Consider the following 26,364-nt stretch of genomic DNA (forward strand, 5'->3'; position numbering starts at 1 on the left):
CTCTGCGGATGGGATCGGCTCAGTCAGGGCAGTCGACGCGGTGGAACTCCGTCTCGTAGCCGTCCGGCACCGTGAACTCGTAGCAGACGTCCTCGGTGTCGGCGGCGAAGCCGGATCCCTCCGCGCCGGGGTAGAGGAGCACGATCTCCAGGGGCTCCTCGGTGTCGTCGGCGGGCACACCGCGCCGCACCGTGCCGACAGCGGAGACGACGTTCTCCGGCTCCGACATGCCCTCGGCCAGGTCGGTCGCGTCCTCGACGCCGCGGTAGATCGCGAGGTTGAGCCAGTTCCGGTCGAGGTCGGCGACCTTCCACTCCGACGACAGGCGGTCCGGGGCGCAACCGGTGAGCGCGGCGACACAGGCGGCGAGCAGGATGAGCTGTCGGGTCATGCAGCACCCACGGCACGCCGGAGGGCCTCGAGGGTGCGCTCGACGTCGGCGTCGGTCGTCGACCAGTTGCTCACCGAGATGCGCAGGACCGCACGGTCGTGCCACACGGAGCCGGTGGTCCAGGCGGTGCCGTCCTCGAGCATGCGGCGGACGATCTCTCGCGTGCGGGCGTCGTCGCCGAAGGCGGCGCACACCTGGGTGAAGACCACGTCGTTGAGCACGTCGGCGCCCTCGATGACGGCGATGCCGTCGGCGAACGATCGGGCGTGCCGGCAGAGACGCTCGACGAGCTCGGCGACCCCGGTGCGGCCGAGCGACCGCAGCACCGCCCACACCGGGACGGCGCGAGCGCGACGGGACAGCTCGGGAACCTTCTCGAACGGGTCGCCGGCGGCGTCCTGGATCAGGTAGTCGCCGTGCATCGACATCGCCGCGCGCAAGGCGCCCGGGTCGCGCACGATCGCCAGTCCGGAGTCGTAGGGAACGTTCAGCGTCTTGTGGGCGTCCGTCGCCCAGGAGTCCGCCGCCTCGTAGCCGTCGACGAGGTGCCTGAACGCAGGGCTGGCGCCCGCGAAGAGCCCGAAGGCGCCGTCGATGTGCACCCACGCGCCGTGCTCGTGCGCCACCGCGATCACCTCGCCGAACGGGTCGAACGCACCGGAGTGGATGTTGCCCGCCTGCAGCACCACGATCGTGGGGCGCTGGTCGTCACCACCCTCGAGCAGCGCACGGAGCCCGGCCGGCTCGAGCCGTCCCTCGTCGTCCACCGGGACGTGCTCGGGCGCTCCGAGACCGAGGTACCGCAGCGCCAGATCCACCGATCCGTGAGTCTCTGCACCGGCCAGCACCCGCACGCCCGGCGAGCCCGCCAGGCCGCGCGCCGCGACGTCCCATCCGGCCCGGGTGAGGACGGCATCGCGGCCGGCGGCCAGGCAGGTGAAGTTGGCCATCGTGCCGCCGGTCACGAAACCGACCGCACCGTCGGCCGGCAGGCCCAGCAGGTCCAGGATCCAGCGCTCGGCGATGTCGTCCACGGCCGTGGTGGCCGGCGTGACCGTGCGCATGCCTGCGTTCTGGTCCCACGCTGAGGTCAGCCAGTCCGCCGCCATGGCCGCTGGGTGGGTCCCGCCGATCACGAAGCCGAAGAACCGACCCGACGGCATCGCTGTCAGGCCGGGCTCCGCCGCCTCGGCGAGCAGGTCGACGACGGTAGCGGGGTCGGTCGGGCCGTCCGGGAGCTCGGTGCCGAGTGCCGCCACCACCTCGGCCACCGAGGCGCTCGGAGGCACGGCACGGTCCGGCAGGGTCGCCAGCCACCGCAGCGCATGCTCGTGAGCGCGGGCGAGTGCCGCTGACGCATCGGGCGACGGGTCCATCTCGTCAGCATGGCCCACGGCCGGAAGCGAGTCCATCCCTTGACGGGACCCCCTCGCCGGGCGGTCACTGGGAGGAGACCCGGAGGCGGAGGCGGCGATGGAATCGGTCCACGAGACGAACCTGACGCAGGCGCAGTCCTGGGACGGCGCGGGCGGCGAGTACTGGGCCGCGCACGCGGAGCGCTTCGACCGTGCCGTGGCCGGCTATCAGGACCGCCTCGAGGAGGCGGCCGCGGTGCGCCGAGGGGACCACGTCCTCGACGTCGGCTGCGGGGGAGGCCTGACGGCGCTCCGGGCCGCCCGCGCGTCCGTCGACGGCGAGGTGCTCGGCGTGGACCTGTCCCGTCAGCTGCTGGACGTCGCCCGGCGTCGCGCCGAGGCCGAGCGACTCCGCAACGTGCGCTTCGTCCACGCCGACGCCCAGGTGCACGCGTTCGAGCCGGACCGCCACGACGTCGTCGTCTCGCGGACCGGAGCGATGTTCTTCGGTGACCCGGTCGCCGCGTTCGCCAACCTGCTCGGCACCACCCGGCCCGGTGGTCGGTTGACGCTGCTGACCTGGCAGTCGCCGGACCGCAACGAGTGGATCGGCGGCACCCTGGGCGTCCTCGGCGGGGCTCCCGGTCCGGCCGTGGACCTCGATGCTCCCGGGATGTTCTCGCTGTCGAGACCGGACCGGGTCCGGGAGGTGCTCGGCTCCGCGGGATGGGCGCAGGTGAGCCTCGACGGCGTCGAGGCCCAGGAGTGGTTCGGCGAGGACGTGGACGACGCCCTCGGCTTCCTGCGGGGACTCTTCGGCTGGCTCCTCGACGAGCTCGCCCCGCAGGAGCGTGATGCCGCCGTCGAGCGGCTCCGCGAGAGCCTCGCCGCGCACGCGGGTCCCGACGGCGTCCAGTTCGGGTCGGCCGCCTGGTTGGTCACGGCACGGAAGGAGTCGCCATGAGCGCTGACGCCCCGGGGTTCCACGACGTCGACGCGTCGTCCGACGAGGGACGGGCGGCGGCGCTGGCCGCCCTCGACATCCAGGCGCAGTTGCCGCCGATCCAACGGCTGCACGCCTGGCTGGTCGAGCAGCTGGACCCGCTGCCGGGACTGCACGTCCTCAACGTCGGCTGCGGCACAGGCGAGGACGTCCGTGGCCTCGCGGTGTCGGTCGGCCCGACCGGCTCGGCGACGGGTGTCGACCCGAGCGAGACGATGCTGGCCGAGGCCCGCCGCCGCGGCGAGGCCGCTCGCAACCCGGCACGGTACGTCCGCGGAACGGCCGAACGCCTCCCGTCCGACGACGGCTCGCTCGACCTGGTGCGCTGCGAGAGGGTGCTCCAGCACCTCACCGACCCGGTGGTGGCGGTGACGGAGATGGCCCGTGTCCTGCGGCCCGGTGGCCGGGTCGGCCTGATCGACACCGACTGGCGGACGCTCGCGACGTGGCCCGGGCACCCGCACCTCGCCGCCGCCTGGCACGAGGGCTGGGGCGGCGGGCCGTCCCCGGCGGCGGGTGCCCAGCTGCTCGACCTCGTCCTGCGTCACGGGTTCACCGGCGCCCGCATCACCACCGAGACGCTGATGCTGCGCCCGCGGACCCTCGACCAGCCGCCCGTCTCCTTCGTCCTGGAGGCAGCTTCCCGGCGAGCCGAGGCAGCGGGCGAGGACGCTGCGTGGCGTCAGGCCCTCGAGGACAGCGCGGCGCGCGGGTCGTTCGTCTTCGCCGTCACCCTGTACGCCGTCGTCGCGACGCGCGTGTGAGGCTCACTCCGGGGGAGTGGCCCGCGAGAACCGGACCTCCTCGATGTCCAACCGGGCCTGCACCTGACGCAGGACGATGTCGTCGATCCGGCGTTCGTCGCGCAGCTGCACGAGCGCGTCCCTCCGGCGGGCGAGGAGTGCGAGCGTCAGGCTCGTGTACTCGCCGTGGTGCAGGACCAGCGGGTCGTCGTCGGACCCTGCGGCGTCCAGCAGCCGGCGCTGCTTGCCGAGCTCGTGCCGGACCCGCTCCGTCACGGGCTCACCGACGCCGAGCGCGGCAGCAGTGTCGTCGAGGGACTCGATCGCCGCGTCGAGCGTGAACACCTCGGCCAGGTGGATCTCCTCGGCCACCGACGTGTCCTGCGGCAACCGCGCGAACCGCACCACGGACGGCAGCACCAGCGCCTGGAGCAGCGTCAGGATGATGACGCCGGAGGCGATGAGCACGATCAGGTCGCGGTCGGGGAACGGCGCACCGGACTCCACCGTGCGGGGCACCGCGAGGATCGCCGCGAGGGAGACTGCTCCGCGGAAGCCGGCGGTCGCGCTCACGGTGCGCTGGCGTGCGCTGACCCGACGCTCGCGCTGGATCGGACGGCGATCGAGGACACGGATGACGTACGGCGTCGTGTAGGTCCACAGCCATCGGACGCCGATCACGACGACGGCCACCACGAGGGTGTCCAGCAGGGCTCGCTGGAGCGTGGTGCTCGACAGTCCGCGGAACGCCGACTGTGCCTCGAGTCCGACCAGGACGAACAGGGAGCTGCTCAGCACGGTCGTCGAGAGGGACCAGAACGGGCCGACGAGGTGGCGCGTGGCGGCGCCCGTGATGCGCGGTGCCACCTGGCTCATGAACAGTCCGCAGGCCACGACCGCCAGCACGCCCGAAGCCTCGATCGCCTCGGCCGCGAGGAACGCCGCGAACGGGGTCACGAGCATCGCGATGCCCTCGAGCATCGGGTCGTCCATGCGGCGGCGGATCTGCCAGCTGAGCAGTCCGACCAGCGCCCCGGCCAGGACGCCGCCGCCGTACGACACCACGAGGAGCCAACTGACGTGCCATCCGGTCAGCTGTTCCTCGCCGACGGTGACACCGACCGCGAGACCGTAGAGGACCAGCGCCGTGCCGTCGTTGATGAGGCTCTCGGCACGCAAGGTGGTGACCGTGCGGCGGGGCAGGTTGCGCGCCAGCACCCCGACCGCGGTGGCGTCCGTCGGCGCGAGCGCCGCTCCGAGCACCCAGGCAGGGCCCCAGGCCAGGCCCAGCGCATGCGCCGTCACGGCCACCGCCGCGGCGGTGGCCAGCACCAGCACGGTGCTGGTCAGGACGACGACGCGCAGGTTGTTGCGGATCTCCCGCAGCGACGTCGTCAGGCTCTCCCAGTAGAGCAGTGCGGGCAGGAAGACGACGAGGATGATCTCGGGCGGCAGGTGCGAGTGCCGCAGGTGCGGCACGAAGCCGATGAGCACGCCGGCGAGCACCAGCAGGATCGCCGGTGCGATCGGGTAGCGGTTGGCGAGCGCGCCACACACCACGAGCGCGATTCCCAGCAGGACGACCATCTCGAGTCCGAGCACGGGTCCATCCTGACCGCCGGGTCAAGCGACCCGGTCGCTGGTCACTCGATGAGGTTCTCGGCCAGATCCGGGAGCCAGTCGGCCCCGAGGAGTGCCGCGACGTCGGCGAGTCCGGTGGTGTCGCCTCCGACGGTGTCGGAGGCCGCGGCGATCCGCTCCACCATGACCTTGCCGACCTGCTCCTCGACCGTGCCCTCGGCGTACGCGATGTGCCACGGCGACACCTGGTGGTCGCGGTGGGTGCGGCCGGTCACCTGCCGCCCGGCGATGCCCGAGAATCGTGCCTGGTGGAAGACGCCGACCCGCGGATCGGTGCTCGCGTGGCGACCGTCGGCGAGGGTCTCGCCGGCGTGCAGGCTGATCGAGGCGACGGTCGTGAAGACACAGACCTTCGCGTCGCCGGTCTGGAACCTCAGGCGCTCGGCCTCGACGTCGAACCGGTCGCGGCCGTAGATGGTGGCCACGTCGATGCCGGAGTCCCGCAGCCGGTCGACGATCGGGTCGGCGGCGGTCGCGACGAACTCGACCGAGCACGCCACCTGGCGCTCGGCCCCGACCTGCTGGGCGATCCAGTCGACGGTGGAGTCGACCCGGATCAGCCCGGCCTTCTGGCGGAAGCGCAGCAGCGCCGCCCGGCCCTTCGCCATGTTCCGGCCGCGTCGGGCGATGTCCATCTCACGACAGAACTCGCCCCACTCGGCCTCGTACGCCGACCGCTCCGCCGGGGTGAGCGTCACCGGCATGCCGGAGATCGGCACCGGTCCCCACGGCGCGGCGCGGTGCAGCATGGCCGGCGGGCGCTCGTCGGCCAGCCAGCCGCGCACGAGGGTGAGGTCCGCGGCCCGTCGCTGCGGGTCGGTGGTCCACGTCGCGCCGTAGCGGCCGTGCTCCACCTCCACGCCGTGGCGCTCGAGTGCGGCGGCGAAGGTCTGCGCGGGCTGCGTCGCCGAGGTCCACTGCTTCATCGGCTCGCCGAGCACCTGCGCGTAGGCCGGCGCGAGGTACGGGAGCTCGAGCGGCGTGTGCCCGGGCGTCGCGGTCGTCGCGATGACGAACGGCGCGGTGTCGTGCGGGCGCGCGTGTCCCGAGATCCGGGCCCAGAGCTTCCATCGTTTCGTCGTCGTGCGTCGCAGCGCGTGGGCCTCGTCCGCGATGATGACGTCCCAGGTGTGGTCCTTGACCTTCTCGAGTCGGTCCCACGTGATGACCACCCATTCCAGGCCTCCGTCGCCGAGGGCCGTGATCGTGCGGCACCAGTGCCTGATCGTGATCGCGGCGGGTCGGTCGGCCACGACGAGCACGCGCCGGGCGCCGCGGAGATCGCCCACCGCCGTCGCCCCGAGGACCGCGGAGATCGTCTTGCCGACCCCGGGCTCGTCGGCCAGCAGGAACTGGCGTCCGCCCGCGGCCGCGCGCGCCGCGATGGCATCGGCGGCCTCGAACTGGATCCTGCGGGGCTCGAGCTCCTCGGTCGGCGCGGGGACCGGAAGCGGGTCGTCGGGGTTGAGCGTGTTCTCGATGAACCGGCCGAGGGTGTGCGGCCCCGGAGCGTAGGGCGCGAGGTGCGCGGGCAGGGCCCGTCCGACGTGGAGATGGGCGTTGACCGCCGGGTGCCAGGCGGCGCCGTCGACCTGGGTGCCGTACGGGACGTCGAGCACGCGGACGCGCTCGCCCGGCCCGGCGGTCGGCAACGGCCGGGCGGGCGAGCTGCGTCGACGGGATCGGGGAGGACGGGCCACCCCCGGACGCTACCCGTCAGTCGAACAGGTGCCGCATCGCCCTCTCCACGAACGCGGTCCGCTGCGCGGAGGTCTCGAGACCCTCGGCACCGAACCCGGTGAACACGGTGTCGTTCGTCACCGTCGCCGCGCCCTCCTCGAACGCCTTCTGCGACCGCGCCCAGGTGTTGGTCTGGCGCGAGCCGTCGGGCGCCGGGGGGGTGGTCCACCCGCCGAGGTCGGCCTCGAAGGAGGTGGCCGCCGACTCGGCACCGTCGACCACGACGCGGGCGTTGTCGACGAAGACGCCGAGCCCTTGGGTGCCCCAGTCGGTGATGTAGGTGATCGACACCTCGACCTGCTTGCCGGCGAACGCGGACAGGTCGACGTTCCACTCCTGCCAGCCGTTGCTGCTGCCGGTGGCGGCATGCCACTCGCCGGTCGAGCCCGTCGGCGTGCAGTCCGCACCCTGGTAGTGCGCGACCTGCGGGTGGATGTCGACCCAGCCCTCCGCACACGACTCGCCCGTGGATTGGGTGGTCTGACCGCCCGCCTCCGGGAGCGTCGTCCAGTCCTCGGTGCCCACCTCGCGGGCCTCGACCGCGACGAAGTCCCAGTCCGTCTCGGTGTCGTGCGAGATCTGGAACTGCAGTGAGCCCGACGTCGCCCCGGTCAGGTCGACCGTGCGGGCGAGCCGCTTCCAGCCCTGGTCCGCCAGCTGGCTGTACGCGTACCAATCGCCGTCGACCGGGTCGTACGGAGCGGCCCCGGGACGGTTCCACTGCAGCGGGGCGGAGCTCGCGAACTGCGGGAACTCCTCGACCGGCAGGAAGCTGGACGTTGCCAGCAACGAGGCCGTGTGCTCCTGGTTGTTGGGTGAGTCCCCGCCGTTCAGGGCACTGGCGAACCCGGCGAAGGGCCCTCCGTCCGCTCCGAGCACGCCGTAGGGTCCGTCCTCGCCGGTGGCTCCGTCGCTGACGTAGTTGTAGGCGCCGAGCCAGTACTGCTGGAAGTCGTTCTCCAGCGTCAGGCAGGGATGGGCGCGCACCGTGCACTCCGGGGGCGCGGTCGGGCTGTAGTAGTACGACGCCGCGGTCGCCTGACCGAACTGGTTGTACTGACCGGTGACGAGCGCCTTGCCGCCCTCGTTGAGGTAGTCGCGGACGGTCATCTCGAGGTCGTTGGCCAGCTTGGCCGCGGTGCCTCCGGGCTGCCCCTCGGCGCGGGTGATGATGTCGTCGCCGGACTCCCAGACGATCGCGTCGTAGTGGGACAGCACCCCGAGGTGGTGGGGAGCGGTCCGGGCGTTCACGTCCACGTCGTACACGTCCGAGGAGTAGCCGGCGGCGGTGAGCGCGGTGGCGTAGTCGTCGGCGTACTTGGCGCTGGTGACGCCCTGCGCCGGGCTGATGCCTGTGACGTCCTCGGCGGCCAGGATGAGCACGTCACCGCCGATGTCGCGGGCGACCTTGTAGGTGAACGGCGTGCTGCTCACGCGCTTGTCGCGGCCGCCGCGACGGCGGTCCTTCGTGCGGTCGCGCGGCTCGGTGCCGGTGAACCAGACCTTGACCGAGTCGCCCGGCCTGGCCCGGCGCACCGTGCCCCGGAACTCCGCGTAGTAGTCGTCGTGGGTGTTGCCGTAGCGCTCGCCACCCTTCCACTCACGCACGCGAGTCGTCTGCGTGCGACCGCCGTTGATCCGGTACCGCATCCGCAGTCCCTTGAGGGCGCGCTTCGCGGTCACCGCGACCGGCTGCGTCCTGCCGTGCGAGACCGCGAAGGGGTCGGACACCATCGCCGGGGTGTCGCGCCCGACGACCGAGACCGGGTCGTCCGGGTCGTGGGTCGAGGCCGCCGTGGCGAGCGCGAACGGGATGTTCTTCTCGAACTCGGCCTGGATCAGCCCCTCGTCGTCGGGGAAGTTGAAGCCGCTGAGGCAGTCGTCGCTGACCCACTCGTCGTCCGGGTCGGAGTCGGAGACGGTCTCGCAGGTCGTCATCTCGGGGGTGAAGCCGAGGGTCCCGTACTTCACGGTCGCGTGCGTGTCGGTGTCGCCGTTGGTGGTGTAGAGCTCTGCGGAGATGTCGGGGTCGTAGCCCGGGACCGCCGGCTCGGCGTCGTCGCCGGCCATGGCCACGTTGATCACGTCGTCCGGGGACGGGGTGGCCACCTGCCAGCCGATGCCGTAGAGCAGCAGCTCGGCGGCCGAGTGGTAGTTGATGTAGAACTCGAAGCCGATCCTGCGGAACAGGGAGTCGAGCGCCTTCGTCTCGGGCTCGGAGCCCGCGCTGGGGCCGCGGTACGTCTCGCTGGCCGGGTCGGGGGAGGAGCCCTCGTTGTCCCAGCCCCACTTGGTCCGGAAGTTGCGGTTGGGGTCCACGCCGTCGCCGGGCGTGATGGTGCCGTCGCCGTTGTTGTCGCGCAGGTTCTTGCGCCACAGGCGGTTGCCCTCGGTGAACGTGAAGTCGTAGCCGTCCGGGTTGGACACCGGTAGGAACCACAGCTCGGTGGTGTTCACCAGGCGGGTGATCTTCCGGTCGGTGCCGTAGCCGTCGAGGAAGTGGTGCATGAGCCGGCGCACCATCTCGGGGGTGATCCACTCGCGGGCGTGCTGGGCGCCGCCGTACAGCACCGCCTTGCGCTTGCCGTCCTTCACCTTGCGGGCGTCCTTGGTGACCTTGAGGGCGAGGATCTCCTGGCCCTGGACGGTCCGCCCGATGGTGACCAGCTTGGCGATGCGGGGGTTCGCCTTCGCCGTGGCGCGCAGCTCGTCCTCGATGCCGCCGTCCTCGCTCCACGAGCGGTAGACGCTGTAGCCGGCACGCTGCTGGGCCCGGGCCGCCTGCGACGCCTTCTTGCCGTCGACGACCTTGACCTTGGCGCTGAAGCCGGCGTCCCGGACCTTGGCCGCCTGGCGGCCGGTGACGACGAGCTCGAGGCGGACCTTGCCGGCCCCGGCGCCTTCCTGCGTCACGTGGCTGGTGTCGAGGCCCAGCTCGGCCAGCTCGCCGAGGCCCGAGGTGGGGCCTTCGACGACATAGACCTCGAGGGTGTCGGCCTGGCGCGGGTCTGCGACGGGTTGGCTCGCGGCGAACGGGACGGACACGGTGAGTCCGGCCACCAGCACGACAGCTCCCAGCGGAATGGTCAGGGATTTCATGGGGGTCCTCCGAAGAACGGCTACCCTCCAACTTCGTGTGATGTAGGTCACACGTCAAGGGTTCCGGCGCTTTGTTACGGGTGGGACTCAGCGCCGCGGCGTGTTGGTCCGCCGAGTGGCCGGCGCGCTGCGGGGATCGTCGGGCCAGGCGTGCTTGGGGTACCGACCGCGCAGGTCGGCGCGCACGCCGGGGTAGCCGTTGTCCCAGAACGAGTCCAGGTCCGCCGTGACGGCCGCAGGGCGACGGGCGGGGGAGAGCAGGTGCAGCAGGAGGGGGACCCTGCCGTCGGCGAGAGCAGGCACCGCCGTCCAGCCGAAGACCTCCTGCAGCCTGACCGCGAGCACCGGCTGCTCCTGGGAGTAGTCGATCCGCACGTTCGAGCCGCTGGGGACCTCCACGCGCTCGGGGGCCAGCTCGTCGAGGCGGCCGGCCTGCGGCCACGGCAGGAGCGCCCGCAGCGCGGCGTGGACGTCGATGCGGCGCAGGTCCCGGTCCGAGCGGACCCGTGCCAGCTGGGGTCCCAGCCACGACTGGAGGCCGAGCGTCAGCGCCTCGTCGCTGACGTCGGGCCATGGGTCGCCGAGGGCCCGGTGCAGGAAGTCGAGTCGCGCGCGCAGGGCGGTGGCGGCCTCCGACCAGGTGAGGAGTCCGATGCCCTCGCTCTCCAACGCCTCGCGGATCGCGTCGGTGACGGCCTCGACCGGCGGATCGGCGAGCGGCACGGAGCCGAGCTCGATCGCACCCAGCAGCGTGCGCCGGCGCGCGAGCACCCGACCTCCGGTCCAGGTGACCTGGTCCAGCTCGGTCCACAGCGAACCAGCGGCCTCCAGTGCGAGATCCTCGGTGAGCGGCGCCGCCGCCCGGATCCGGGCCTCGCGCTGCCCGGCTCGCCGCTCGGCATCGCCGACCGCGAGCCACTCCAGGCCGGCGAGCGGGCCCGGGTCGCGCGGGTCGAGTGCCGCGCCGGTCCCGCCGGTCATCAGGTAGCTCGAGGAGCCGGAGCGCTTGCGGGCGATGCGGTCGGGATGCGCGAGGGCCACCACCAGGCCGACGGCCACGTCGTCGGTGAGGGCCCGGGCCGGCGTGCCGGCTCCCTGGTCCTTCGCGATGGCCTCGAGCCGGGTGACCTGGCTGCGCCACGAGCCGGCCCGATGGCCGGCGCGCAGCGACCGGAGCGCTGCGACGAGGTCTCCACCCGGTGCGCGGACGTCCTCGCTGAGCATCGCGACCACCTCCGCGGCGCGCCTGGTGCCGACGAGGGAAGCCCCGTCGATGAGGGCCCGAGCCAACCGGGGGTCGGTCGGCACCGCGGCGATCACGCGGCCACGCGGGGTGGCTCGTCCGTCCTCGGTCATCGCCCCCAGGTCGACGAGCACCTCGTGCGCGGCTGCCCATGCGTGCTCCGGTGGCTGGTCCAGCAGGGCCAGGTCGTGCACGTCGTCGCTTCCCCAGCAGGCGACCTCGAGGGCGAAGGCGGTGAGGTCGGCGGTGGCGATCTCGGGCTCCGGGTGAGCGGCCAGATGGGAGTGCTCGGCCTCGGACCAGCAGCGCAGCACCGCGCCCGGCCCCAGGCGTCCGGCCCGTCCGGCACGCTGCTCGGCGGCCGCCCGGCTCACGGCGACGGTGACGAGGGAGGCCAGCCCGCGACTGTGGTCGGTGCGGGGCTCGCGCGAGAACCCGGCGTCCACGACGACGCGGACGCCCGGCACCGTCAGCGACGACTCGGCGACGGCGGTCGAGACGATCACGCGACGGCGCGGGCCTTCGTTGAGCGCTCGGTCCTGCTCGGCGCCGGACAGGCGACCGTGCAGGGGATGGACGTCAGCGGCCACGCCGCCGAGCCGACGTGTGGTCGCATCGATCTCGGCCACGCCCGGCACGAAGACCAGGACGTCGCCCTCGTGCTCGGCGAGCGCGCGTCGGACGGTCGCGGCGACGTGGTCGTGGAAGACCGGGGTGATCCCTCGGTCGTCGGTGCGTCGTGACCCGGGCGGCACCGGGCACCAGACCGTCTCGACCGGGTGCAGTGCCCCGGGGACGTGGATGACCGGGGCGTCGGCGCCGAGCAGCGCGGCGGTCCGCTCTGCCTCGATGGTGGCCGACATCGCCACCAGCGCGAGGTCCTCGCGCAGGTTGGCGCGGATGTCGACGAGCAGCGCCAGGGTCAGGTCGGCATCGAGGTGGCGCTCGTGCACCTCGTCGAGGACGACGGCACCGACGCCGGCCAGTTCGGGGTCGTGCTGGATCCGCCGCAGCAGCAGGCCGGTGGTGACCACTTCGACGCGCGTCCGTCGGCTGGTGCGGCGCTCCCCGCGGACCGAGAACCCGACGGTCTCGCCGACCGGCTCGCCCAGGAGGTGCGCCAACCGGCGAGCGGCAGCGCGCGCGGCGATGCGACTGGGCTGGGTGACGACGACGCGACCCTCGACGACGTCGGCCACGGCGGGCGGGACCAACGTCGTCTTGCCGGTGCCGGGCGGTGCGTGGACCACTGCGACGCCGCGGGTGCGGAGTGCCTCGTCGAGCGCGGCCAGTCCGGCGGCGACCGGCAGGTCGGGCGGTGCGTCGAGCAGGCGGCGCAGCGGGTCGGACACCCCTGCAGTGTGCCCGACGTGCTCTACGGCTCGATCGTCATGCGTCGCACCTGGGGTCCGTCGAACGCGTAGACGTGGGTCACCTCGGAGCGCTCCAGGACGGTCCCGGCCGGGTCGCGCACGACGAGGCGGACGCGTGCCTCGACGGTTCCGTCGGGGCGGTCCACGAGACCTCGCACGAGGGTGTTCGGGCGGATCTCGCGCCACTGCCGCTCCCAGTACTCCCGCACCGCGTCGCGCCCGACCAACCGCCCGCCCTCCCAGCCGTTGGGCCAGTCGACGTCCGGCGCCATCGCGGCGAGGACGGCGTCGAGGTCGCGGTCGTTGAACGACTCGTACAGGGCGCGCACGCTGTCCGCCCGCTCACTGGTCATGCGTTGATTATGGTCGTGCCGTCCCGGGTACACGAGCACCATGAGCCTTTCCATCGGATGCACCCTCATGTGCGAGCAGTCCTCTCCCTCGGATCTGGTGAGGTACGCCCAGGCGGCCGAGCAGGCGGGGTTCCCGTTCGCCGTCATGAGCGACCACTTCAACCCCTGGCTCGACGAGCAGGGCCACAGCCCGAACGCGTGGGTGACGCTCGGCGCGGTCGCCCAGGCGACGCAGGCGCTGGAGTTGATGACGTACGTGACGTGCCCGATCGGTCGCTATCACCCGACGGTCGTGGCGCAGCAGGCCGCGACGCTCGGCGTGCTCAGCGAGGGGCGCTTCTCGCTGGGCCTCGGCGCGGGGGAGAACCTCAACGAGCACGTCATCGGCGAGGGCTGGGACCCGGTCAACGTCCGTCACGAGCGGTTCACCGAGGCGCTGCAGATCATCAGCGAGCTGCTCGACGGCGGGTACGTGAACTTCGTCGGCGACCACTATCGCGTCGACTCCGCGAAGCTGTGGGACCTGCCGGACGTGCGGGTGCCGATCGGTGTGGCCGTCAGCGGCCCCCAGTCGATCAGGGTGGCCGCCCCGTTCGCCGACTTCATGATCGCGGTCGAGCCCGACGGTGACGCGGTCAAGGCCTTCGACGAGGCGGTCAGCGCGAAGTCGCCGGCACGCAAGGTCGGCCAGCTGCCGATCTCGTGGGACTCCGACCGGGACCGGGCCGTGGCTCGAGCCCATGAGCAGTTCCGCTGGTTCGCCGGCGGCTGGAAGGTCAACGCCGAGCTGCCCGGCCCGTCCGCGTTCGACGCGGCCACCCAGTTCGTGCGCCCCGAGGACGTCGCCGACCAGATCCCGTGCGGCAACGACATCGACGCGGTCATCGAGGCGGTCCGGCCGTTCGCCGACGCCGGCTTCACCGACCTCGCACTCATCCAGATCGGCGACGAGGGGCAGGACCAGTACTTCGAGGCGGCGCCCGACCTCCTGGCGGCGCTGGGCGAGGAGTTCGGCGCCTGACTCTCCCGAGACGTACGCTGACCGCATGACCGTCCGGGTCAGCGGAGTGCCGCAACGAAGCGTCTGGGCGAGTGTCGTCAGCGACGACGCCCCGGCTCTTCGCGAGTGGCTGCTGCGCCTCGGTTTCACCGAGGATCTCCTGATTCCCGGCGAGCGCGCGGGGGCGATCCACCACTGCCAGCTGGACTGGCCCGAGGGCGGCCGCATCCTGCTCTCGAGCACCGGCGAGCGGCCCACGCCGTGCCGGCCGGGTACGGCGTCGCTGCACGTCGTGACCGCTGATCCGGACGCGGTGATGGCCCGGGCGACCGCGATGGATGCGACCGTCGTCCACGAGATCGTCGAGCAGACCGACTACCCATCCCGCGAGATGGCCGTGGCGGACCCTGACGGCAACCACTGGACGTTCGCGACGTTCGCCGGAACATGACGACGGACCCCGGTCAGGGTGATCCGGGCCCGAGGCCCACCCTGTACTCGCCCGACTGGTTCGTGGACAAGCTGATCACGCCGGTGGTGACGGGCATCGTGCTGACGGTCTTCGGATTCCTGGCCCCGGGGTGGCTCGAGTCCCGGCTCCGTGCTCCCACCTGCGACGACCCTCGAGGGCTGGTGCAGGTCGACCCGAAGGGCGCGGAGGGACGGGCGCTGCCGGGGGAGACCTTCCCGATCAGGGGGAAGGTCACCTACGAGCCCGAGAACCTCATCGACGGGAACACGAGCACCGCGTGGGCAGAGAACGAGGATGACCTGGGTGACGGAGCGAGCGTGAGTCTGTCGTTCGCGAAGCCCGAGGACCTGCAGCTCGTGTGCGTGGTGAGCGGGTACGCCGAGTCGTGGGCGCTGTACAAGCGCAACTCGCGGCCCCGGCTGCTCGAGGTGACCACGGAGCAGGGCCGCCGCGTCGCGATGCTGGCCGACGCCGGCAGTCCCGACCGGCCTGCGGTCTACCAGGAGGTGGCCGCTCCGGACGGACGGACCTCGAAGATCACGCTGACGATCCGGAGTGCGTACGCCGCCCAGAAGGACGACTCGCGCACCAGGGCCTACCTGGACACCTCCATCAGCGAGGTCGAGACGTGGGTCGACCCGTGAGGCACGGTGACCGGCGGACGCTCAGCCGACGTGGGCGTAGCGGGCGACCATCGTCCGGACGGCCTCATCGACGACCTCCTCGGCTAGGGAAGTTCGAGATCATCCCGAGGAACTGGGTGGCGGCCAGCTCAGGATCGGCGATCCGGGCCGTGCCGGCCTCCGTCTCGTCGAGCAGGTAGCGGCGGACTCGAAGTACGGCATCTTCCCGTGCGTGAACTGGGGCCTCGGCCAGCTCGGGGAACCGCGGCAGTTCGGCGATGACGATGCGGAACAGGTCGGTCATCTTCGCCATCGATGTGACCGTGGAGTTGCCCCACACGCGACGGTTCGAGTCGATCGCGCCGATCTGGGACAGCGAGGCCGAGGCAGCTGGAGAATGCTTCCATGGACACGCATGGCGGGTTGAGCAGATCCAGATCGATCTCATGAACGAGTACTGCGTCGACATGCCTCTGTGGGATCGCGAGGGCTCGGCCGACGATGGGTGGTGGGGTCCGTTGCTCAGCGTCGAGCTGAAGTCCGATCTCAGATCATTCCAGGAACGCTGGGAGGCTGCGGTCCCTGAGGAGGTGTTCGACGACCGCTTCGACGATCTGCCCTTTGTGCAGATGGTCGTGGACGCTGGTCGCGCCGTGCGCCGGTTCTTCCATCCCGCTGAGCGCCGGGCAGTCGCCCGAGAGGCGGCCGCGATCGAGGCCCAGGGCGAACTCCTGCGTGATCGGCTGCAACAGGAACTGGGGAATCGTTACCGAGTGACGTACGTTCGCTGACGCCACGTCGGCGCGCGAGGGCGTCATTTGCGGTGGAGTGACGCAACTTATCCTCGCTGCGTCCGGTCCGTGAGTGGCCGGCTGGTTGCTTCGCGCTGGACGGAGGCAGTGGCTTCGTCGGTAAGGCGGCCTTCCCGTGCCGCCACTAGGACTACGGTCCGGAGCCGCCGAATGTAGTACTCGGCGTCTTCGGAGAACATCCAAAGGGCAAGGTCAACGCTGGCTTGCCATCGACTGGTGGTTCGTTTCCATCGATCCAGGTCGCCGTGAAGATACGAGCCGTAGATCAGGTCTTCGAGGACTTCGGTCAAACTGCTCCGCGCGTCGGCGCCCTCATCGATCTGCACCTTGGCCCCGATAGATCTGAAGTCATCGGACCACCGCTCGAGGACAACGGCATCCGCCGGGTCCCTCAGGCAGTTCCGAAGTGCGGACAGCACCTTGTCGGCGCGGACGTGATCTTGGTGTCCTAGGACGAACTTGCGGAGCGCCATCGCTCGGACGACGCGGTGCCATCGCTCGGTGTCGTCCAAGTAGTTTTCAGGCGTCAGCTCGAAGGATGTGACCGAGATTGGGAACGCTGCTCCCAGACGGTCGTACTCCTCGACGAGCTGACAGAACAAACCAAGGAGCTCGGGATCTGACGGCGCGGGCCGGCGAGCACTGACAGTGTTTCGATCAACCACGGCTGTCTCCCCTTTTCAACTTCGACGAGCGACGTCGGCTTCTGTCAACGGTCAAAGAATGTCACCCCTGCCGGCGTATCGAGATCAATTCGGCGTACGCCGGCAGGCGGTGGAAGGACGCGGGTAGTCGCCTCTTGGTTCCCAGTGTGAGACTTGGAAACCGTGGCACAAAAGACAAACGGAGACCATGTGCCTAGAGATCGTCGACGTGGGTCCGAACCCACGGGGGGAACGACCGGAGCGTCTCGCTCCAGAAGTGGTGCAGTTCGTCTTCCGTTGCGCGGTCAGGCCACGTCCCATCCTGCGGATCGCGCAGAATGATTGCGCCTGGGCGGTCAGCGGGGCCGAAAACGGGAACATAGACATTGTGGCGAAGTTCTGGCATCAGGCCACAGTGAATATCGGAGCCCTCCAGGAGTAAGGCCTTCAACTGAGAAGCCAAGGCTTCGGCGCGTTCTCCGACGGACCCGGTTACCTGTCCTGTCCGAAGATGGATCGAAACCGTCTCCCAACCTTCTTCGTCAGCCCGCCTCGCTAAGACCGCGTGCATCAGGGTGTTTCGTTCCCGAGTTCTTGTCGAAACGCGGTCTAACCAAATCTCAAGTTGAGCAGTCTCGATCCGGGCGTACGAGGGGAGACCATCAACTCTCACGCGGCGCCGGACGAGTTTGGACAGTTGGTCAAGTTGGTGCGACCTGGGATCCAGATCGAGTGCATGCGCGATGCTGTGCAGAGTCTGCTCAACGCCACCCGAAAGCACGCCCATTCTCCCGAGCGCTAGGTAGACGCGCTCCCTGTCTTCCGTTGCCATGACCGGACGATACCGGCGACGCGTGCAGGTCCTGCCTCGGGCGTTCAAACTACGCGAGCGTTCGCGAGTATCTGTGGGAGAACGGTTTGAGTCTGCACGAGCTGCGACAAGCTTGCGAACTGAGCGGCCCGGGGATGGAGGCACTACTCTCGCTTGCTCCGCGCCTCTCAATCTGTCCGGACGATGTCTAGGGCGTGCGCTCGCACGCGGTGGTATGACGCTGGATCGGCAGGACTGTTATCGGGCTGCATGGAGACTGGGGGCCGAGCGCGACCGCCGCGGTACGGTGAGCAACCGCTCGTGCACTGGTTCCTCTGCTGGCACAGCCCCGCGCTAATTACACTTCTTCGATGGCCGAGATGCACCGTTTCGTCCCCTTCCCATACGAAGGGAACCGGTTCCCAAGCACCCTTGGTGCAGTGGTGCAGAGGACCGTTCTCGATGGGGAGCACCCCGCCCGGGAGGTCATACACACGCCCGAAGGCGACTGGTGCATCGGTGACGGCGTCAACGATCCGAACCTTCCTGGCGCATCCATCGCCACACACATCTCTCACGCAGTCGAGCAGAACACCTCGCTCGCGTCACTGGCGTCCATGCCGCACGGGCATATCGCGTCCCGTTCAAACCCCGGTTGGGAGTGGCAGGTCCAAGCGTTAACGGAATGGGACGACCATTAGCTGTGATCGGACCCATAGCGACTCAACAGAAACGGTCAGAGTTGTTTCCAGGACACAAGGTCGTCTGTCCAGAGTTCGTTGCATCTCGACATTTGTCGGGATGCAACGAAGAATGCACGGAATCAGGCGGCGTACTCCTGCACGGATCCTCGCCTCGAAACCTTCTGTGCGATGTCCGTTGGCGCTGACGCTGGCGTCACATAAGGCGTTGGTGAGCCCAGATCGCGTGGTCGAGTTGGTGGGCGGAGAGATGTAGCTCGTCAGCCACCTTTACTACGAGACGCTCCGCCTCCTTTGAATTCGTCGTGCGGCCCAGCGCGTCGGCGACGAATCGGTTGACCATGGTGTCGGCCTTGACGCCGTCCGTTCCCAGGAGGATGCAGAAGTAGCTCCACGTGACAGGACCGCAGCCGCGGACGCTCAAGTACGCGCTCCGAGCTGTTCTCATTGAGTTGGGTTCGCCGGTGAGGTCTTCGGATTTACGGATGCCGTTCTCGGTGAGACGCTTCGCGGCTTCGATGACCACGAGTGCCTTGGTTCGTCCGGACTGCTTGCCGCCGTTGTTGAGGAGCTCGAGGAGCGTGGCTTCATCCATGGCGGCGAGTTCCTGAAGGTCGTTGGGCGCGCTGCGAGTCGCGCGCCAGCGTGTCACGACAGCGAAAACGCCTGTCTCATGGCCTGGTCTGCGCGACCCGTAGTGTGCTTGAACCGAGAAGATCGCATCAATTAAGGCCGCATCGATCTCATTAGGCCATCCGCCAGGCCATCCGGTGGGAGTGTCTCCGATCTCGCGGAGGACGTGGTTGTAGACGGCGTCTTCGTCTGGGGTCATGGCCCGACCATAGGCGCATCGAGTCGAGGCCGGACCCGTCTTGCGAACACCTAAGGTCGTGAAGGGTCTGGACTGTCGCCGCCTCACTAACCTGCCCCTGCAGCGGCAGCCTGCGCTGATTCTGTCGGATGCGGCGGCGATGCTCCTTGGAATGATCCCTGCCCGACAAGCGCTTGGCGTTGTCAACGACTGGAAGAGGGACCTGGCACCCGTCGCGTCGACGGGTTTCCCGCTCCTTGACCGTTGCACAGGCGGTTTCGAGCTCGGGCAGGTTTGGGTACTTACCAGCCGGCCCGGACATGGGCGGAGCTCGTTTGCGTTGGGTCTCGCACTGAAGGCCGCGTCTGGCGCGCGATGGTCCACCGACTTCGTGAGTGCACGCGACCGGCTTGATGTCGTGAGCGCGAGGCTGCTCGCTACGACCGCCAGGGTTCCTCTACATCGGCTCCGACACGAAGACACCTCCAACGAAGAGGCTTCGCGGATTGCCGCCGCCGTGCGGGAGCTCGCGAACGTGGACCTGAACCTTGAGGGACCCCGCGAAGGAGCGAGTCCTGAACCAACCGAAGGCCACGCCGACGTCACGGTGATCGACGACTTCCACCTGACGGGCTACGAAAGTTTGCGCATGGTTCGCGATCACGCCACCCGGGGTCGCCTGTTCATCGTGACCGTCCCGAGGCATCTGGTATTGATCGACGGAGAGCTCGATCCTGGCTGGACCGAGATCTCCGACATCACCGTCGATATCGAACGGCCCGACGCCACCGGGGCAGGCGAGTCGCCGCGTCCGGGCGAAGCGGACCTACGCATCCTCCACAACCGGCTGGGCCCGCAAACAACTGTCCCTTTGGCCTTCCAAGGACAATGGTCACGTTTCACTCCGATCCATTGACTGGGACTCCTACGCGTAGCTGCGGAAGAACCGCGGAGTCATCACTCCGACGGACCTTGAACGCAAGGAGTGGGAGCCCGGAAATCTCAGAGTTTCGTTCCCTCCTCCGAAGTGCTCCCCTCAAGAGCCGCCACTGGACAGGCACAACTCCTTGCGGAAACGCCGAGCGAGGCTCACGCCGCCGCGGGCAACTACGAGGCGATCAGGGCAGCAGAAGAAACCGTCAGATCTGTTTTCATTACGTCTTTGCGTTGTACAAAGTTCGCTGCAGTCGTGATAGCGGAACAGCCGAAGAATGACTCTTCAGGCGTCACCCCAGCGCTCCCAAACGGCTCAGACGTGTGAACGGGAAAGACCCGGGTGCCGGTAGTCCTCGAGCTAGTTGTCTTGCCCGTTCACAACCCCCGGGAGCGAAGCCGTTAGACCGCTGGGCCAGCCACAACGACGGCCTCATCGTGGTCCATTGACCAGGGTCCTGCGTCGTAACTGAGTTCTGTCGCACCGGATTCTTCTATCCCGGTCATGGCCGTGATGATTGCGCGAACCCGGGAGTACTGCGCGACGAGATGAGTCTTCCCCGTGCCGGAAACTTCACCGAGGGAGGTCCCAAGCGCTTCCTTAATGAGTGGCACAGTGGGATTTTCCATCTCCATTCCACGGCACCAGAGCGCCAGGTCACCATGCCAACCGGCTTCGAGGTGGTGCCCGAGGAAAGCCTCTTCGGCCACCTTGCCCGCGATGATCATCTCGAAGGCGGCGATCGGTTCCGGTTGGATCCACTCGGAGATCGGCTCGGGAACGGACAACCCGCCAGCAAGCTCAAATCCCTGACTAACCGGATCGAAGCTCTCGGGGGTGCCAACTGTGATCCGGACGAATGGGAGGCCCCGGTCGATCGCCACAATGGCGTGCGCGGCTTCGTGAATGAACGCGTGGCTCAGGTAGCCGCCGTGATCTGGGCACACGAGGGCAGCCTCTTCGGGCGTCATACCGGTTCAGGGAAGGTCGGCGTCAGGACGATCGCGTTGGTCACCCGCCAATGATGCACTGCGAGGTGTCGATCCGTCCGGCGATGAACTGCAGCGATGAATCGCCGAATCAGTGATTCCATCTACTAGGTTGAACGGTGTTTACGCCAACCGGAAGGACGCGCGGTGGCGCTCATCAAACGAGGTGAACTGTGTCGCCTGAGATAGTGGCCATTGCTTCGGTCCTTTCTTCCGCCGCGATCGCAGGCTGCGGGTTGGTTCTCAATTTCATGAACGGCGCGAAGCAGCGGGACCACGAGGCTCGCCAGTCCTACGAGCAGCGGGCTTGGGAACAGAAGTCGGGGGCTCTGTTCGGCCTAATCCGACACGCGAACTACTTGGACGACACGGTGACCGCTGCCTCCAACGGCGATCCCCACGCGTGGGAAGAACTAGCCATCTCAATTCCCGAAACTCACGACGAGCTCCTCGGGATTCGGCCGGAGATTGTCGCCTTCGCATCGCACCAATGTCAGGTCGCCCTGAACGAGCTTCTCGAGTGCCTTCGGTCGCCAGCACGCCTGTATGACCCGGTTCTAATGGTGCGCGTAGGCGATGCCCGTCACGCCAAAGAAGCGGGCATCGACAGCCTCAACTTCGAGCTTGCAGCCAACCAACGGGCGGAGGAGCGGCGATTGCTGCAGGAGGCAATGGACGGCGCCGGAGTGGACCTCGTCGAACTCAAGGCCCGCGCTGTGAGCGCTGTCAATGCATCTCGTGCCAGCGTCCGGGGTGAGGAATAGAGAGACGAATGTCGAGACGCAGCGAACACTGCAGGGGACCGCCCAGCCGACTCTGCACAGATCACGCCGCCACCTGACCTTGTGCGACCTTCGCGGCGATAAGACGCATCTCAAGCATCTGTTCGGCGAATTGAGTTGCAAAGGAGAGACATCCCGTCGCCAAGTCGCGGGTCTCCGGCGGCAGCGGCCGAGCTCGTCGAGGGATGCCGCCGCTACGATCCGGTCATGTTGCTTCCTGCTGCAAAGACTGCTGCCGACGCAGGCGCGTCGGATTCTGCTATCTCTCTCATCGGTCTCGGCGGCGTTGTTGTTGGTGCCGTGATTGGCCTCGCAGGTGTTTGGCTTCAGACTCGGCACAGCAGGCGCCTAGATGAGCGCGACCAGCGCCGCACGCTCTACGCGAAGATTCTCGAGCAGGTTGGCAAACTCGATACGCAGGATCTATGGCTGGAGGAAATCGAACTACAACTCAGGCCTTACGTCGAGAATCTTGGAACGGAAAGACCGTCTGACGCACAACTCCAGTCGTTGGACCCTGAGAACCGGCGCGGTTGGCAATCGCTCGTCGACAAGCAAGCGGAACACAGCCAAGTCGCGAGTTCACTCGTTACAGAGATCGAACACTTGGTCTTCCAACTCGAGCTAATCGCTCCGGAAGACACCTCCCGAATTGGACGGGCATACGCGACGAGCCAGAGAGATGAATCGGTCCGGGACGATCTGAAAGACGCATACCTTGCCTATGGTCGCCGTGACCTTGCCTCGGGATGGCTCGAGCGCCGGAAGCTCGACAAGCGAGCAAGAGAGAAATCTTCACATCTTCAGACGTGATCGGCGCCAAACGGGCGTCGCACTTCAAGCCAATCGGTTGTCGGACAGCGCCAAGAACGAGACCGTGTGATGCGGCACGATGACACTGCCGATTGCTTAAAGCTACGCGGCGCTAAGACTCAGCTTCGAAGCCGCACGGATCGCGGGAAGACCGGAAGACCACAGCGTCGCACGCTGTCTGCGGCATCGCCGGAACGTCGCAGGATGCTAAGGAACCCGGATCCTTGACAACAAGCGGCCAGACACCGATCTCAGGCTCGTCTACTCCTGTCCCGTCTCGACGATGTTCCTTGTCCCGCAGTGCCGACATACGCAGTAAGCCTCAGAGTTGCTGCCGTCCGCCCACGCTGGGGTGAAATCGCTCCCAGCCAGGTCCTGCTGACAATTGATGCACTCTCCCATGGTTCCTCCTGGCGTTCGGCATCCGTCCCGAGTGGCCTTCTGACGGTACATGGCTGTGAGATTTCGGGCGTGCCGAAGCGTCGCGTGCTATCGCTGCGCCATGAGCGGGACGCTTGCCATGAGGCGGCAGTCGCGAGGTGGTGGGGTGGCTGAGGCAGTGAGGAGCGACGTCAGTCGTCGTCCTCGTCGACATCCTCGTTCCAGTATTTCATCTCGTTCTGGAAGTTCGATTCGGCGTTGTCCCGCTCTTCCTGAGCGGCTTCGGCTTCTCGTTCTGCGGCTTCGACCGCGGCCTCCCAATCGGCGTCGGAGGTATAGGATCCGCGATCGTCCTCGACGTCGCTCAGCCGGTCCAGCATCTCCATGACCTTGCGGTCGGCCGTGTTGGCTTCTTCCATGGCCTTGTTAATTTCTGCCTCCGCCAGTGCTGGCGAGAGGGCCTGTCTGGTCACCATGACGGAACTGTCGCGACGACAAGCAACAGAGCGCAGAAGGCTCGCCGAGCGACCCCGCGAAATTCAGCTTGGACCTGCGCGCTCATCGACATGAGAGTGCGCCCGCAGCCGGGCGTTATGAGGCTAGCTTCTTCCGAGCCCAGTCCTGGTTAGTCCAAATACTCCATCACTGCTCGGATCCGAGAGGTCACGTCGATGGCGCCGGTAACATCGGCGAAACGGGTTTTGGTGTGCACCCGAGCAGCGGTTGCTCCGACGTGAGGCACTGGCGTCGCCAGCGCCTGAACGCCAGCTGATGGGACTTCCCACGCTTGCATCACGTCGTACGAGTAGGCATCGAACGTTACAAAGACGCAAACGTCGAAGTCCCAACTGCGAAACGGCGAGAACTGCTGCGTGCGCGTCGAGCCCGTGCTGACCAGCCTGCACTTCACTTGAATCCTCCGCCCGTCGTTCGCGCGCACGTCCCAGCTCTTCTCAGAAGGGGGAGCCAGCTCACCGTCGTAGGCGACGCCCACAAGGAACTCCGCGATGTCGCCCACTGGTGCATTCCTGGATCGGGTGACTCCTCGCTCGACGAGTTCCGTGAGAATGGACGCGTATGTCTGGAGTAGGGCGCGGGAGCTCATGTCGGCCAAGTTCATGTCGCAAGTCTGCGTTCAAGAGGCCCTGGATCCGCGGAGATGGCGCGGATGCGTCGCACGCGGCTGTGGGACGCATGGTCCGAGCGCGAATCCGTCCGGGCTGCGTAGCCTAAGGTTGTGTTCTTTGCTAGGCCTCCAGAAGAGCCGTACGACTACTCCGCAGTGACCGATCCGTGTCCCCGATGCGCCCACGAACGTTCAGCGCATCCGAAGCTAGGACAGAGGAACCTCACGCGGCGCGCCTTCTGCATCTGGGAAGAGGACACGGACCAACGCGAGCCCACCGACGTGTGCGCTCTCCGATTCACTCCCTCGGCGTAGCGGTCGGATGAGCCATGCCGCGGCGTCCGCGCACCCACGAGTTCCGCTCGCGGCGAAAAGACCCGACCATGGGGAATGTGTTCGGATGCTTCGTTGGAGGTCGCTCCTCTACGCTCGAACAGTGAAGTGACAGCCCCGATTTGGCCAAGTGGCCAGCCTGCACACCTCTGAAGAACGCCTGCTGGGAAGATTCCTCGTGCAAGCGAGTCGCAATTATCCAGAGTGGCCACTGAGCCGCGCCTTCCGAGAGTGTGTAGAGATAGGGAACGAAGTTCCGTGACGAGAGCGCAGTACGCCATCGACCTCCCGAGCATTAGTCGTTCGCAGATCCAGGGGTTCCTTGGAGTGATTCCCGAAGTTGTTCAGACTGGCTTCTGGATTGTCGTTGCGACGGTGACAATTCTGACCTACAAGCATGCGAGGTCGACGCTTCTTCAGCCGCTGAATACCGAGGTGTTCAAACTCCAACTCGAATCGATGTCGCGAGTGCTCGGGGAGTTCGTCGGAAAAGACGAGATTGGGCTGCGCCATGAGTTCGCGTTCGACGAGCTTTTCACCGCGAACATTTTCCTGATGCTGGACAACTATGCCAAGACTCACTTGGGCCTCCGCCGTAAACCGGGGAGTGATACCGAACGCCCATACGAGAAGTGTCGAACGTGGCTGATGGATCCGGCCGACCTCGAGATCGCGAACGAGTATGTGCGTTTGGATACGGAGTCCGAGCCGAGCGAAGAGATTTTGGTGAAAAGTTGGGCTGACTACGGTCACAGCGCCATGCCGATACCTGACGTGATGGTTGAGCGCAAAGCAGCGCTTCAGGCCTACTTACAGGACCCACTGCTGCCGACATCGTGCGTGAAGTTGATCGACGAGTTCCTTGAAGTAGTCGATCGCCGCGTCACATCCCTCGGAGAAGTTCTCTCGCGGCTGGCGCCAACCCTGCCGGAGCTGTATCCCAATAGGGACGCGCTAGACCGAGCGAGTTTTGATGGGTTTCGGAACGAGTGGAATAGCGTGGCACCGAATCTTGAGCCCCAAGCCCAAGCAATCACTGATTTTGCGCGTTCATATTTTCGCTCGGACGACTTCACCGTTCCTGGGGTTGCGAAGTCGAAGCGGCGTAGGCAAGCAGTCAGAAGATCCGCCCGGGGTTAGGTGGTCCGAGCGACGGACGCGCAACAGAGTTGGGAGGTCGGTCGTCCGCCTTCTGGGGTCGTTCGTCCGGCTCGCAGCGGAAGGGCTACCAACGCCGCTTGCAATGGTGCATTCGGATACCGGTCGTCCGGTCGACTGTCGCTAGCTTAGACCCGCGTGAATGACGTCGGAGTCCGGTTGCTCCGGGGCGCGGTTCGCGACGCACCCGTGGTTGCGACGCGACTCCGGTACCCCAATAATCCGAACATGAATCACGCTCAGCGCCCCGACTTCGTTCTCAAGCCCAACCCGCTCATCGGCGTTGACGACATCCGTCTTGAGGTCCATCCGGATCTTCTTGCAGAGCTGAAGCAGGAGTTGGAGGCTGCTGACATTGAGCACGGCGAAGCCCTCGAACGCTCGGCCACGGTCACCTTCGGGATCGTCATTCTCTTTGGGATCTTCCAGACCAACGCCGTTGGGCAATTGGCGACGCTATTCGAGAAGATCGCCCATCGACACGACGGCAAGTCGATGCGCGTGAAGGTCGGCGACGTCGAGATCGACCTCGCGGGTGAGTCGTTCGACACGATGGCCAAGAAGCTGGATGAGCAACTGCCGAAGTTGCAGGAGCAGAATGTCGAGATGAAGAAGCACTGGGACGAATCGGTCGCGCGGATCGACGCGGAGATGGACGAACTCGGATACAGCGACCTGCCTAAGAAGGGGGGTGCACTAGATAACGACTAGTCCAGCACTTGAACGGCCCTGCACGTCGCCAGCACGTGGTAATCGCGGATTGGATAATGCAACGATCACAGTTCGCTTGAACGTTGTCCCGAGGCCTCAGCACGTCCATTAGGGAGTATTCTCCAGCGAGGAATTCGCATTGCCAATCGTGACCTGTTGGAGATTGCCGAGACCCAGGAATCTGCTGTGGTGGATCGGTAACTCGGCTCATCTCGCCCGAAGTAGGAGTGCATCCGCGTGCCGGCCGATGGACTCAAGGGCCCTCGCCGACTTGAGATCGACCCTGTCCCACCTGACGCCGCGGAGCAGGGGGCGGCTTTCG

25 protein-coding genes are annotated in these 26,364 nt (G+C 67.6%); 12 read left to right on the forward strand and 13 right to left on the reverse strand.

Features of this window, described 5'->3' with window-relative positions:
* Positions 1-19: 19 nt before the first annotated feature.
* Complete coding sequence (locus AFL01nite_RS02290) at positions 20-391, reverse strand: hypothetical protein (RefSeq protein ID WP_146825468.1); 372 nt, start codon at positions 389-391, stop codon at positions 20-22.
* Positions 388-1,803: a pyridoxal phosphate-dependent decarboxylase family protein gene (locus AFL01nite_RS02295; protein ID WP_246119549.1), complete on the reverse strand. Its 1,416-nt coding sequence runs from the start codon at positions 1,801-1,803 to the stop codon at positions 388-390. The genes AFL01nite_RS02290 and AFL01nite_RS02295 overlap by 4 nt, the downstream gene beginning before the upstream one ends.
* A 61-nt stretch (positions 1,804-1,864) precedes the next feature.
* Between AFL01nite_RS02295 and AFL01nite_RS02300 the strand changes: the two genes are divergently transcribed.
* A complete protein-coding gene (locus AFL01nite_RS02300) occupies positions 1,865-2,710 on the forward strand; it encodes a class I SAM-dependent methyltransferase (RefSeq protein WP_146825469.1) in 846 nt (281 codons plus the stop codon).
* A complete protein-coding gene (locus AFL01nite_RS02305) occupies positions 2,707-3,513 on the forward strand; it encodes a methyltransferase domain-containing protein (protein WP_146825470.1) in 807 nt (268 codons plus the stop codon). Before AFL01nite_RS02300 ends, AFL01nite_RS02305 begins: the two co-directional genes overlap by 4 nt.
* A gap of 3 nt (positions 3,514-3,516) precedes the next feature.
* On the opposite strand, the gene AFL01nite_RS02310 is transcribed toward AFL01nite_RS02305, so the two are convergent.
* From AFL01nite_RS02310 to AFL01nite_RS02330, 5 genes are all read right to left on the reverse strand, one after another.
* The gene (locus tag AFL01nite_RS02310; protein WP_186813779.1) at positions 3,517-5,094 is read right to left on the reverse strand and encodes a Na+/H+ antiporter; all 1,578 of its coding nucleotides are present in this window, start codon (positions 5,092-5,094) and stop codon (positions 3,517-3,519) included.
* Between the two features lie 41 nt (positions 5,095-5,135).
* Complete coding sequence (locus tag AFL01nite_RS02315; RefSeq protein WP_246119550.1) at positions 5,136-6,833, reverse strand: DEAD/DEAH box helicase; 1,698 nt, start codon at positions 6,831-6,833, stop codon at positions 5,136-5,138.
* Between the two features lie 16 nt (positions 6,834-6,849).
* Positions 6,850-9,972, reverse strand: coding sequence for a M14 family metallopeptidase (locus AFL01nite_RS02320; protein ID WP_146825471.1), 3,123 nt, complete (start codon positions 9,970-9,972; stop codon positions 6,850-6,852).
* Positions 9,973-10,059: 87 nt separating this feature from the next.
* The gene (gene hrpB, locus AFL01nite_RS02325; protein ID WP_222593347.1) at positions 10,060-12,567 is read right to left on the reverse strand and encodes an ATP-dependent helicase HrpB; all 2,508 of its coding nucleotides are present in this window, start codon (positions 12,565-12,567) and stop codon (positions 10,060-10,062) included.
* Between the two features lie 23 nt (positions 12,568-12,590).
* Positions 12,591-12,941, reverse strand: coding sequence for a nuclear transport factor 2 family protein (locus AFL01nite_RS02330; protein ID WP_146825472.1), 351 nt, complete (start codon positions 12,939-12,941; stop codon positions 12,591-12,593).
* A 40-nt stretch (positions 12,942-12,981) separates the two neighbouring features.
* Between AFL01nite_RS02330 and AFL01nite_RS02335 the strand changes: the two genes are divergently transcribed.
* Genes AFL01nite_RS02335 through AFL01nite_RS02345 form a run of 3 tightly spaced genes read left to right on the forward strand, consistent with a single transcriptional unit; the run spans position 12,982 to position 15,057 of the window.
* On the forward strand, positions 12,982-13,962 hold the full coding sequence (locus AFL01nite_RS02335) for a TIGR03557 family F420-dependent LLM class oxidoreductase (protein ID WP_146825473.1): 981 nt from the start codon (positions 12,982-12,984) through the stop codon (positions 13,960-13,962).
* Positions 13,963-13,987: 25 nt separating this feature from the next.
* A complete protein-coding gene (locus AFL01nite_RS02340) occupies positions 13,988-14,392 on the forward strand; it encodes a VOC family protein (RefSeq protein WP_146825474.1) in 405 nt (134 codons plus the stop codon).
* Positions 14,389-15,057 carry an NADase-type glycan-binding domain-containing protein gene (locus AFL01nite_RS02345; RefSeq protein WP_146825475.1) on the forward strand — a complete coding sequence of 223 codons (669 nt, stop codon included), beginning with the start codon at positions 14,389-14,391 and terminating at the stop codon, positions 15,055-15,057. The genes AFL01nite_RS02340 and AFL01nite_RS02345 overlap by 4 nt, the downstream gene beginning before the upstream one ends.
* Positions 15,058-15,121: 64 nt before the next feature.
* On the opposite strand, the gene AFL01nite_RS15425 is transcribed toward AFL01nite_RS02345, so the two are convergent.
* Positions 15,122-15,349, reverse strand: a complete 228-nt coding sequence (locus AFL01nite_RS15425; protein ID WP_222593348.1) for a TetR/AcrR family transcriptional regulator C-terminal domain-containing protein — start codon at positions 15,347-15,349, stop codon at positions 15,122-15,124.
* 10 nt (positions 15,350-15,359) lie between these two features.
* Between AFL01nite_RS15425 and AFL01nite_RS02355 the strand changes: the two genes are divergently transcribed.
* Entirely contained in the window at positions 15,360-15,827 is a 468-nt protein-coding gene (locus tag AFL01nite_RS02355) for a hypothetical protein (protein ID WP_222593349.1), read from the forward strand.
* 47 nt (positions 15,828-15,874) lie between these two features.
* Here the strand turns inward: AFL01nite_RS02355 and AFL01nite_RS02360 are convergent, their stop codons facing one another.
* Positions 15,875-16,513, reverse strand: a complete 639-nt coding sequence (locus AFL01nite_RS02360; protein ID WP_146825477.1) for a hypothetical protein — start codon at positions 16,511-16,513, stop codon at positions 15,875-15,877.
* Between the two features lie 1,161 nt (positions 16,514-17,674).
* On the opposite strand from AFL01nite_RS02360, the gene AFL01nite_RS02365 reads away from it, so the two are divergent.
* Complete coding sequence (locus AFL01nite_RS02365; RefSeq protein WP_146825478.1) at positions 17,675-18,004, forward strand: hypothetical protein; 330 nt, start codon at positions 17,675-17,677, stop codon at positions 18,002-18,004.
* A gap of 196 nt (positions 18,005-18,200) precedes the next feature.
* On the opposite strand, the gene AFL01nite_RS02370 is transcribed toward AFL01nite_RS02365, so the two are convergent.
* On the reverse strand, positions 18,201-18,836 hold the full coding sequence (locus AFL01nite_RS02370; RefSeq protein ID WP_146825479.1) for a DUF8548 family protein: 636 nt from the start codon (positions 18,834-18,836) through the stop codon (positions 18,201-18,203).
* Positions 18,837-18,894: 58 nt separating this feature from the next.
* Between AFL01nite_RS02370 and AFL01nite_RS02375 the strand changes: the two genes are divergently transcribed.
* A complete protein-coding gene (locus tag AFL01nite_RS02375; protein WP_146825480.1) occupies positions 18,895-19,731 on the forward strand; it encodes a DnaB-like helicase C-terminal domain-containing protein in 837 nt (278 codons plus the stop codon).
* 419 nt (positions 19,732-20,150) lie between these two features.
* Here AFL01nite_RS02375 and AFL01nite_RS02380 read toward each other — a convergent pair whose 3' ends face one another.
* On the reverse strand, positions 20,151-20,720 hold the full coding sequence (locus AFL01nite_RS02380; protein ID WP_146825481.1) for a hypothetical protein: 570 nt from the start codon (positions 20,718-20,720) through the stop codon (positions 20,151-20,153).
* Between the two features lie 206 nt (positions 20,721-20,926).
* On the opposite strand from AFL01nite_RS02380, the gene AFL01nite_RS02385 reads away from it, so the two are divergent.
* The gene (locus AFL01nite_RS02385) at positions 20,927-21,502 is read left to right on the forward strand and encodes a hypothetical protein (RefSeq protein ID WP_146825482.1); all 576 of its coding nucleotides are present in this window, start codon (positions 20,927-20,929) and stop codon (positions 21,500-21,502) included.
* 225 nt (positions 21,503-21,727) lie between these two features.
* Positions 21,728-22,333, forward strand: coding sequence for a hypothetical protein (locus AFL01nite_RS02390; protein ID WP_146825483.1), 606 nt, complete (start codon positions 21,728-21,730; stop codon positions 22,331-22,333).
* 572 nt (positions 22,334-22,905) lie between these two features.
* Here AFL01nite_RS02390 and AFL01nite_RS02395 read toward each other — a convergent pair.
* Positions 22,906-23,190, reverse strand: coding sequence for a hypothetical protein (locus tag AFL01nite_RS02395; protein WP_146825484.1), 285 nt, complete (start codon positions 23,188-23,190; stop codon positions 22,906-22,908).
* 149 nt (positions 23,191-23,339) lie between these two features.
* Complete coding sequence (locus AFL01nite_RS02400; protein ID WP_222593350.1) at positions 23,340-23,834, reverse strand: DUF6998 domain-containing protein; 495 nt, start codon at positions 23,832-23,834, stop codon at positions 23,340-23,342.
* Positions 23,835-24,431: 597 nt separating this feature from the next.
* On the opposite strand from AFL01nite_RS02400, the gene AFL01nite_RS02405 reads away from it, so the two are divergent.
* Positions 24,432-25,313, forward strand: coding sequence for a hypothetical protein (locus AFL01nite_RS02405; protein WP_146825485.1), 882 nt, complete (start codon positions 24,432-24,434; stop codon positions 25,311-25,313).
* Between the two features lie 246 nt (positions 25,314-25,559).
* Positions 25,560-26,042 (forward strand): hypothetical protein, encoded by a 483-nt coding sequence (locus tag AFL01nite_RS02410; protein WP_146825486.1) that lies wholly within the window; start codon positions 25,560-25,562, stop codon positions 26,040-26,042.
* Positions 26,043-26,364 lie beyond the last annotated feature (322 nt).

The organism is Aeromicrobium flavum, assembly GCF_007992115.1.
Lineage (GTDB): Bacteria > Actinomycetota > Actinomycetes > Propionibacteriales > Nocardioidaceae > Aeromicrobium > Aeromicrobium flavum.